Origin of the sequence: Aquabacterium sp., assembly GCF_016195855.1 — a bacterium.
Lineage (GTDB): Bacteria > Pseudomonadota > Gammaproteobacteria > Burkholderiales > Burkholderiaceae_C > Aquabacterium.
Window position 1 is genome coordinate 72,506 of sequence record NZ_JACPYU010000009.1, and the last position, 8,613, is coordinate 81,118.

General features: G+C 63.8%; 8 protein-coding genes and 1 pseudogene. All 9 read right to left on the reverse strand.

Going from position 1 to position 8,613, the window contains the following annotated elements:
• Positions 1 to 18 precede the first annotated feature (18 nt).
• Entirely contained in the window at positions 19 to 1,149 is a 1,131-nt protein-coding gene (gene glnL, locus HY019_RS08375; protein ID WP_290690232.1) for a nitrogen regulation protein NR(II), read from the reverse strand.
• A gap of 29 nt (positions 1,150 to 1,178) precedes the next feature.
• Complete coding sequence (locus HY019_RS08380; RefSeq protein ID WP_290690235.1) at positions 1,179 to 1,667, reverse strand: hypothetical protein; 489 nt, start codon at positions 1,665 to 1,667, stop codon at positions 1,179 to 1,181.
• Positions 1,668 to 2,000: 333 nt separating this feature from the next.
• Positions 2,001 to 3,419: a type I glutamate--ammonia ligase gene (glnA, locus tag HY019_RS08385; RefSeq protein ID WP_290690239.1), complete on the reverse strand. Its 1,419-nt coding sequence runs from the start codon at positions 3,417 to 3,419 to the stop codon at positions 2,001 to 2,003.
• A gap of 291 nt (positions 3,420 to 3,710) precedes the next feature.
• On the reverse strand, positions 3,711 to 4,514 hold the full coding sequence (locus tag HY019_RS08390; protein ID WP_290690242.1) for a molybdopterin-binding protein: 804 nt from the start codon (positions 4,512 to 4,514) through the stop codon (positions 3,711 to 3,713).
• Positions 4,511 to 5,416 carry an EI24 domain-containing protein gene (locus tag HY019_RS08395; RefSeq protein ID WP_290690245.1) on the reverse strand — a complete coding sequence of 302 codons (906 nt, stop codon included), beginning with the start codon at positions 5,414 to 5,416 and terminating at the stop codon, positions 4,511 to 4,513. The genes HY019_RS08390 and HY019_RS08395 overlap by 4 nt, the downstream gene beginning before the upstream one ends.
• A 55-nt stretch (positions 5,417 to 5,471) precedes the next feature.
• Entirely contained in the window at positions 5,472 to 6,455 is a 984-nt protein-coding gene (locus HY019_RS08400) for a sterol desaturase family protein (RefSeq protein ID WP_290690248.1), read from the reverse strand.
• Positions 6,456 to 6,460: 5 nt separating this feature from the next.
• Complete coding sequence (locus HY019_RS08405; RefSeq protein WP_290690277.1) at positions 6,461 to 7,246, reverse strand: polysaccharide deacetylase family protein; 786 nt, start codon at positions 7,244 to 7,246, stop codon at positions 6,461 to 6,463.
• Between the two features lie 16 nt (positions 7,247 to 7,262).
• Positions 7,263 to 8,318, reverse strand: a complete 1,056-nt coding sequence (locus HY019_RS08410; protein WP_290690253.1) for a YncE family protein — start codon at positions 8,316 to 8,318, stop codon at positions 7,263 to 7,265.
• Between the two features lie 105 nt (positions 8,319 to 8,423).
• Positions 8,424 to 8,613 (reverse strand): annotated as a pseudogene (locus HY019_RS08415) (TIGR00266 family protein); the annotation flags it as partial.

Below are 8,613 nucleotides of genomic sequence, written 5' to 3' on the forward strand. Positions count from 1 at the left end.
ACGAAGCGACAACCGGCGTCACGGCAAAGGTATCAATATTTTGAATACCGTGCGTCCCGGCTCGCTTTCGCATTCGATGGTGCCTTGATGCTGTTGAACGAAGGTTTGCGCCAAAGTCAGACCCAGGCCGGAACCACCCTCACGCCCCGACACCAGCGGGTAAAAAATGCGATCGCGGATGGCCTCCGGTATGCCCGGGCCGTTGTCCTCAATATGCAAGACCAATGCCAGCCGATGCGAATGGCGGTTGATGGTCACCCGGCGCGCCACGCGGGTGCGCAGGATCAGCAAGGCGTCGCCCGTGGCAATGCGGTCGGACAAAGCCTGCGCCGCGTTGTGCGCAATGTTCAGCACCGCCTGAATCAACTGCTCGCGGTCACCCCGGAATTCAGGCAAGGAGGTATCGTAGTCCCGCTGGACCCTGAGCCCCTTGGGGAACTCCGCCAGGATGAGCGAGCGAACCCGCTCGCACACTTCGTGGACATTGACATCACCCACCAGGTGCGGGCGCCGGTGCGGCGCCAGCAGCCTGTCCACCAGCGCCTGCAGCCGGTCCGCCTCGTGGATGATGACCTGCGTGTACTCGGTCAGCGACTTGGACTCCAGCTCCATCTGCAGCAACTGCGCCGCGCCGCGGATGCCGCCAAGCGGGTTCTTGATCTCGTGCGCCAGATTGCGGATGAGCTCCTTGTTGGCCTGCGCCTGATCCAGCGCCCGCTCTTCACGCTCCTGCCGGGTCTGCTGCTCGATCTCGACCAGCTCGATGAGCACATGCGCCGTGTGGTCCATCCGGGTCACGATGACCTGAACCGGCAGCGGGTCGCCCGCCAGCACATGCTGATGGCGCTTGAGCTCGGCCTGCAGGCGGCTGGTGGCGAACTCGTTGCGCGCCACTGCCGTGACGATGTCGCGCAGCAGGGTCGGGTCCACGAACCAGTCGAAGATGGACTCGCGCATCACGCTTCGACGCGACAGGCCCAGCACCTCCTCGAAGACGGCGTTGGCAAACAGGCATTGCCCACCAGACTCGACCACCGCCACCATGGTGGCAAGGTAATCAAATGCCCCATACGAAGCGGAGGCATCCTGCGCGCCGCTCGACACCCCACGCCTGACGCCCTTGACTGGCGCCACCGACTTGCTGGCCATGATCCAAAAACCTTATCTGCCGAACCTGTTTACTGAGCTGGCTTGCCGGCAGGCGCGCCGCCCGCACTACCCAGGTTGCCCACCTCGCGCTTGAGGGCGGCCACATCGGCCTCCTTGCGGGTGATGGCGGCCTTCATCTCGTTGACGCGATCCTGGTACTTCTGGAAATTGCGCTCGTCGCCCTTGCGATCGGGCTGGCCGTTGTTGTATTCCTTCTGGAGCGCAGCCAGGGCTTCTTCTTCCTTGCGAAGCTCGGCCTCCAGGATCTTGCGGCGATCGGCGTCGCGCGCCTTCTGGTCGTCGCTGGACACTTTCTCTCCGCCCGCACTGCTGCCTGAGGATGCCGTTGAACGGGCCGCACCTTTGGGAATCACGGACTGGATCACCGTGATGGGGGCGCCGTCGAGCGTCTTGCAGCCCTTGGCGGCGGCCTCTTTGGCGGTCAGCGCATCGGTGTAAAGGTTGCCGGGACAGCGGTAAACCGGTTTGTCCTCGGCTTGTGCGGGCCCCTGAACCATGAGCAGAACACTGGCCGCAGCCAGCCCCATCCACCAGCCGGAACGCCCAGACGTGTCCCGACCCGACTCAGCCACAGGTAGGTGATTAGCCATATCCGTCATGTTGATCCAATGAAGTGCCTCAGGTGCCGCACCCGAAATCTGACAAGCAGTATGCCCTCAAGCCAGGGGCGGCGGTCAAGGGTGCAAGCCAGTGATTGCGGTGCACATGGCCTGGCGGCGCAGAAAACAACACCTGCCCAGTCCACGCCCAGGGCGAACCGGCAACGAAAAAGGGCGACTTGCGTCGCCCTTTGATCTGGCCCTTGCGGGCCGCGCTGGCATCCCGAAGGATTACAGAGCGTAGTACATGTCGTACTCGACCGGATGGGTGGCCATACGGAAACGAGTCACTTCCTGCATCTTCAGGTCGATGTAGGCGTCGAGGTAAGCATCGGTGAACACACCACCCTTGGTCAGGAACGCGCGGTCCTTGTCCAGGTATTCCAGAGCCTGATCCAGGCTGTGGCAGACGGTCGGCACCAGTGCGTCCTCTTCGGGAGGCAGATGGTACAGGTCCTTCGTGGCGGCTTCGCCCGGGTGGATCTTGTTTTCCACGCCGTCCAGACCAGCCATCATCAGGGCTGCGAAAGCCAGGTATGGGTTGGCGGAAGGATCGGGGAAACGTGCTTCGATACGGCGGCCCTTGGGGTTCGCAACGTAAGGAATACGGATCGAGGCCGAGCGGTTCTTGGCCGAGTAAGCCAGCTTCACAGGCGCTTCGAAGCCAGGGACCAGACGCTTGTAGCTGTTGGTGCCGGGGTTCGTGATGGCGTTCAGGGCACGGGCGTGCTTGATGATGCCACCGATGTAGTACAGCGCGAATTCGCTCAGGCCAGCATAGCCTTCGCCTGCGAACAGGTTCTTGCCGTCTTTCCAGATCGACTGGTGAACGTGCATGCCGGAGCCGTTGTCGCCAACGATGGGCTTGGGCATGAAAGTGGCGGTCTTGCCGTAGGCATGGGCCACGTTCACGATCACGTACTTCTGCAACTGCAGCCAGTCAGCGCGCTCGGTCAGCGTCGAGAAACGCGTACCGATTTCCATCTGGCCGGCGTTGGCCACTTCGTGGTGGTGCACTTCGACAGGGATGCCCAGCGATTCGAGGATCAGGCTCATTTCAGAGCGCATGTCCTGAGCCGAGTCAACGGGAGGCACGGGGAAGTAGCCGCCCTTGACGGTGGGGCGGTAGCCGCTGTTGCCGTGCTCGTATTCCTTGCCGGTGTTCCAGGCGCCTTCTTCAGATTCGATCTTGAAGAAGCTGCCGGACATTTCGTTGGCCCAACGGACCGAGTCGAACACGAAGAATTCGGGTTCCGGACCGAAGTAGGCGGTGTCGCCCAGGCCCGAAGCCTTCAGGTAGGCTTCAGCGCGCTTGGCCAGCGAGCGAGGATCGCGCTCGTAAGGCTTGCCATCGTGTGGATCAACGACGTCGCACGTCAGGATCAGCGTGGGCTCTTCGAAGAAGGGGTCGATGTTCGCCGTGTTGGGATCGGGCATCAGCAGCATGTCGGATGCTTCGATACCCTTCCAGCCAGCGATAGACGAACCGTCAAAGGCGTGGCCCGAGGTGAACTTGTCTTCGTCGAAATGGGAAACGGGCACGGAAACGTGCTGTTCTTTGCCACGGGTGTCAGTGAAGCGGAAGTCAACGAACTTAACTTCGTTGTCCTTCACGATCTTCATCACGTCGGCGACGGTCTTGTTGGCCATCAGGTGCTCCTAGCAAGAGGCGTAATGTGGATGCAAGAAGAGAAATTGAGTCTGTTTCCAGATCAGAAACAGCGCGCAGTGTAATAGCAGAAAGCGTGCCTCACGGAGATGACAGATCAAGGTTTGCTATTTCATGCACGGGTAAGCCCCAGGGAAATCGCACCGAAGCGGGTCAGGCCGTCCGATTAACCATGCACTTGAACGCGCCATCTTGCGGATGACGGAATGCATCGGGCTGTGCACCAGGGATTCGCAGAAGCCATATTGCACCACATAAGTGCACAAATGACATCAACCATCTTTTTGCACCAATATTGGGCCAATTGATGCACCAAGACTGGACAAGCCCGCCAGCATTTCGCTGAAAGCGGCCTCGACCTGATCGGGGGCACCTTTTACCCCCAACTCGATGTGGCGGCCGTGCACCGGATGGTCCACGCTGGGCAGGCTGAACACCTTGACCGGCGCGAAACGCGTTTCGATCTCCACCATGAGGGGCGTGAGCACCGATTCAATGGCGCCATGCACCACCACCGCTTTTTCCGCCAGGCGACCACGGCCATGCAGATCGGCGTGCAACGTGTCCAGCACCCAGGCCATCATGGGCCAGGCCATCACCGGGAAGCCCGGCACGAAATGCACGCGGCCCAGCAGGCTGAAGCCGGGAATCTGGTTGTAGGGGTTGGGGATGATGCTGGCGCCCTGCGGGAAGCAGCCCATCTGCAGGCGCCGCTGGGTGTCAGCGGAATCGGGCTCGAAGGGCTTGCCTTCCGCTTCGGCCAGCTGGCGGCAACGGGCCAGAATCAACTCGCGCGCGTCAGGGTGCAAGGCCAGCTCGGCACCCAGGGCGCGGCCTGCGCAGGCACGCGTGTGGTCGTCCGGCGTGGCCCCGATGCCACCGAAGGAGAACACCACATCGCCGCTGTCCAGTGCGTGGCGCAGGTCGGCCGTGATGCGATCGGGATCGTCCCCCACATAGCGAGCCCAGGACACGGCCATGCCGCGCTCGGCCAGCAACTCGATGGCCTTGGCCAGGTGCTTGTCCTGGCGACGGCCACTGAGGATTTCGTCGCCGATGATGATGAGGCCGATCATGGTGTGGGTTCCGTGCTGATGGCGGTGTTGGCCGCCGGGGTGGCCGTGCTACCTGTTGCCCGGCGGTGCGCCTGCAAGGCCGGCAGCAAAAAGTGGGCGAACCAGAGGCTGGAGAAGGCGAAGACCAGCGTGTAGAGCCAGACAGAGAGCAGCAACATGAAGGGTGCCAGCGCCACCGTCAGGGCGCCCATGGCGGCCCACAAGGCGGTGGGCGCCGCGCCGATGTAGCCACACAGGATGCCCATGCCCAGCAGGCTGCGGTGATGCTGCCTGAGCAAGGCCTCCCGCTCGGCGGGCGTGGCCAGGTCGACCAGGGTGTCAAAGGCCATCACGCGGTAGGTCAGCCAGCCCCAGATGATGGGCGGCACCAGCACGGCAAAGACCGGGATCAACCACAGCGGCAGGCTGAGCAGAAACAAGGTCAGGGCCGTCACCGAAGCCCCAGCCGACCACAGCAGCGAACGCCACCAGGGCACGCTCTGGCGATCGGGCAGTTGGGGAAAGCGCCGCTGGCGAACCAGCTTGACCAGCGCGGGGGTCATCAAGCTGGCCACCAGCAGCAGGCACAGCACGATCACCAACGGCACGGCCAGCAGCACGAGCAGAAACGGCGCCACCATCGTGCGCAGGAAGCCCAGCCCTGCCCCATCCATCCAGTTGAGCACGGTGTGGCTGATGCCCCAGGCATCCAGTGCCTCACGCACGGCGGCCACGCCAGGTGTCCAGCCAAACCAGGTCAACAGCCCCAGGCTCAGCGCCGCCAGAATCAAGGGCAGCAAGGACAAGTAGATCACACGGGGGTGCAGGCAGTAGGCCAGTGAGCGCCATGCGGCGTCGACCATCAAAGCGGCCGACGACAACTGTGCGCGCAAAGGCGCGTCAAGGGAGCGAGGAGATTGCATGCCCAGCAGCATACCCAAGCCGCCCGAACCCGGCTGGGCCGCGCCTGAACAGGCCTCAACCCAGCAGGCGCTTGAGGCCCAGCCATTGCTGCGCCCAGAAACCGGGGCCGTAGTCCCGTCCGCCGTACTCGGGCAACTGGTCGCGGATGCCGGTGGGCTCGAAACGGCCATCGAAACGGGCGGTGCCAAACAGCATGTCCCACGCGGGGAACAGCACCGCGAAATTGCAGCCACCCAATGTGCCCGGCTGCGCCCCCTCGTGCCCCAACCCGATGGCATGGTGCAGGCGATGAAAACGTGGCCCCACGAGCAGGCGTTCGCCCAGCCAGCCGAAGCCGACGCGGGTATTGGCATGCGACAGGTTCTCGATGAGCTGCGTGACGGCCACCACGGCCACGAACTGCCCGGGCGGCACGCCGATAGCACGGGCCGTGAACGCGATGATCAGGTCTCGGATGAGGTCATCCAGCAGGTGATTGCGGTTGTCGCTCCACATCGTCATGTGGCGCTGGCTGTGGTGCACGGCGTGCAGGGCCCACCAGCGATTGAAGTGGTGCTGACCACGGTGGATCCAATAGTCGACCAGGTCGAACACGACCAGGTAGAGCACGAAACTGGCCCAGGCGGTATCGCTCACACCTGGCCACCACGGCGCCATCACGGCATCAAGCTGCCAGCCATCCAGCCCGCTGACACGCGCCTGCCCGAACAAGGCGTCCAGCAAGGGCTCGACCGAGAAGAACATGGCCACACGGAACAGGCCCAGCCGGTGCACCAGCGTGTAGATCACATCGGCCCGCACCGCGAGGCCCTGCGCCCCAGGCTCGACGGGGCGCCAGCGCTGCAGGGGCGCGATCACGGCCAGCATCAGCAGCAACTGGATCACGCCGACCAGCAGCCAGCCCGTGGCACCGTAAGCGTCCTCCAGCAGGTTGCCCATGCCGATTGCGAACATGGCGGGCTGCACCGCCGTTTCGAACAGCCATTGCTGAAGCTGCCCGAAGGCATCGGTCAGCGGCGTGATCAGGATGTCGTCCATCATGCTCAGGGTTGGACAGGCGCCTTGCCTGCCGCGGCGTAGTCAGGGTGTTCGCGCAAGGTGGCAAAGCACAGGCCCTTGGCTTTCAGGCCCACGATGAGCGGCTCCAGCACGGCGGGCGCCCAGGGGTCCTGGCGGGACCATATGCCCAGGTGCATCAGCAGGATGTCGCCAGCGCGTATTTGCTTCAAGGCGCGTTGCAGCAGTGCGGCATTGGGGTAGCGCTCGCTCGACAGTTCATCGCCCAGAAAGCCGGCGGGCGTCCAGGGCACGTGCTGCCAGCCACAGGATCTGGCTGCGGCGATCAAGGCCGGTGAGGTCTTGCCACCGGGCGCACGAAAGATGGCGCGCATGGGCTGGCCGGTCATCTGCATGAAGCGCCGGGCGGGTTGCGCCAGTTGGGCACAGTACTGCGTTGTCGTCAGGTGCTGTACTTGGCCAGCCTTGGGCCCGGCGGTGCCTTTGAACACGAAGCCGCCCGGCTCATCGGCCTTCCAGCTCAGGTGATCCCAGGTGTGCGACCCGAAGTCATGCCCCTGCGCAGCCAGGGCCTTCCACCAAGGCGCCCAGGCGTCGTCCAGCGTACTGCCTTCGGGGTGGCCCGCCACGGTCTGCGTGCGTTCATTGGCCAGGAAGAAGGTGGCCTTGACATCGTGGCGCTGGAGCGTGTCCACGATCAGGGGGGCCACGCCCATGTGGCCCGTGTCGATCGTCAGGTAGACAGGGCGATCACAGCCTGCCTGAGACGCGCCGGCCGCGGCCCACAACAGACCTGCCACCAGCAGGCGCATGCCCTGGCGACAAAGCTCAGTTGCGCGGCGCATGGTCCAGCGTCCACACGCCATGGGGTGAACGCCCGGTACGCACCTGCCGGATCACCTTTTGCGTGACGGTGTCGATGAAGGTCAGCTTGCGCGCCCAACGCGAGGTGACCAGGATGGTCTTGCCATCGGCCAGCAGGTCCATGCAATCGGGGCCGCCGGGCGCCGGGTAGGTGGCCACCACGCTCATGCTCTGCATGTCGATCTTGCTGATGGTGTTGGCCACGCGGTTGCTCAGCAGCACATGGCGTTTGTCACCCCAGGCGCGGAAGGCATGGGCGCCCTCCCCGGTCTTGATGCGCTTGCTCAACACGGGCTTGGCGCCGGTGATGTCGTAGACCTCGACATAGCTGTCGCCGGTCAGGCCGATCATCAGTTGCTTGTCGTCGGGCGTGAGGAACACATCCGCCGGCAACTTGCCGACTGCGACCTTCCAGCGCGGGGTTTGCGTGGCCAGGTCGATCGCGATCAACTCGTCGCTGTCCTGCATGGTCACATAGGCCACCGCACTTTTGCTGTCGATGTTGATGTGGCTGGGTGTCTTGCCCGTGGACACCCGCTTGGCCAAGGTCAGGTCCACACCACCGCCCGCGCGAGGTGTAGAGCGATAGATGTCCACGTGGTTGAGGCGGTTGGCCGCTGTGACGAACCACTTCATGTCGGGCGAGAAACGCAGCTGATACGGATCGGCGATGCCGTCCATCACGCGCTGCACCAGGCCGGTTTTCGGGTCCACCAGGGTCAGAGAATCCGCCTGCGCATTGGCCACCATCAGTGACTTCTCGTCGGGCGTCAGGTAGAGGTGATGCGGCTCCTTGCCGGTCGGCAGGCGGCGCAACTCCTGGAAGCTCACCGGGTCCACCACGCTGATCGTGGCGTCCAGCGAGTTCAGCACGAAGATGGGCGGCTTGGCCCCTTGCGCGCAGGCCGAGGCACTCAGGAAGGCCGCACCGAGCACACAGACCTTCGCACGCCAATGTGCGCGTGGCAGGCGCCAAAAGTCAAAACGTGAAGGCTGGCTCGGGTTGTCTGTGCAATGCATCGATTTACTTAACTTCGGTCAAGCTTTCCAGTGTAAGCCGCCCAGCCACCAGCGCCGCCCGAAGCACATGCATCGCACCACATTCACAAGCCGATCCCCGCGCCCTTATTCGTTATCGCCGCCCAGAACGGAGCCCAGCAGCCCGCCCGCGCCCAAACCGCCCAGCAAACTGCCCTCCTCACGGCCACCGCCACCGGTCTGCGGCGCTGCAGCAAAGATGCGGGATGCCAGGCGCGAGAACGGCAGGCTCTGCAGCCAGATGTGGCCCGGGCCGGTCATCTTGGCCAGGAAGACA